This is a genomic window from Streptomyces sp. SID5464 (assembly GCF_009862985.1).
Classification (GTDB): domain Bacteria; phylum Actinomycetota; class Actinomycetes; order Streptomycetales; family Streptomycetaceae; genus Streptomyces; species Streptomyces chartreusis_D.
Genome location: NZ_WWIQ01000060.1, coordinates 114,860 through 115,656, shown reverse-complemented (window position 1 = coordinate 115,656; position 797 = coordinate 114,860). Strand labels below are relative to the sequence as shown.

Genomic DNA, 797 nt, shown 5'->3' with positions numbered 1-797 from the left:
GAGATGTGTATAAGAGACAGGCCGGCTTCCGTGCGGGCTTCTTCTCGGGCTGCTTCTCCGGGGTGTTCCCGGCGGCGTCGGCGAGGCCGCCGGGGAGGGGGAGGAGGCGGAGGCGGGTGCGGGAATGGGGAACGGTTGGGGTACTGGGCGCGGCCGGGCGAGCGGCCGACGAGCGGGTGTGCGGACGGGTGTTCGCGCGGGTGCGTGCGGACAACCGGCCGACGAGCAGGTGGCAGCGGTCCAGGAGGGCGGCCGCCGTGGGGTTGCCGCGCAGGGCGCTGAGGGCGGCGAGGTCGTCGGGGTGGGGGCGGTACCCGGCGCCCAGTGCCTCGTCCAGGAGCGTGAGGTAGCCGGCGGCGGTGCCGGGGAGGGCGGCGCGGTACCGGCCGAGGTCGGCCACGAGGAAGGCACGCAGCCTGACGCCCTCCCGCATCGCCTCGTCGAGCGACTCTGCGAGGCGGAGGCAGTCCTGGACGTCGTCGGCCGAGGCGGAGGTGGGGTGGAGGGCGAGGGCGAGAGCGCGGCGGAGCACACGCAGCTCCTCCACGCCGAACGCCATGCCGCCGCGGGATCCGTATGGCGTGGGCATGCAGCGACGATACGCGCTAATCAGACAAATACCGCATAGCGGGCGGGTGTGGCGCCGGGGACCACCCGGGTGGGCGGCGCTTGCGCCTACGCGGCGGCGGTGGATCGGGGCCGCGCCGGGGGTACGTCGGGGTTGTCCTGGCTGCGGGCAGTCGTGCCTCCGCCAAGCTCTGCGAGCAGGGAGCGCCCCGGGGCGGCACGGGTGGGCG

Annotated in this window: 1 protein-coding gene; it reads right to left on the bottom strand. The window is 75.2% G+C overall.

The annotated features are described in order from the left end of the window. Window positions 1-589 (bottom strand): hypothetical protein (locus GTY47_RS30535; RefSeq protein ID WP_234025779.1); only part of this gene is annotated, 589 nt, incomplete at its 3' end. Window positions 590-797 lie beyond the last annotated feature (208 nt).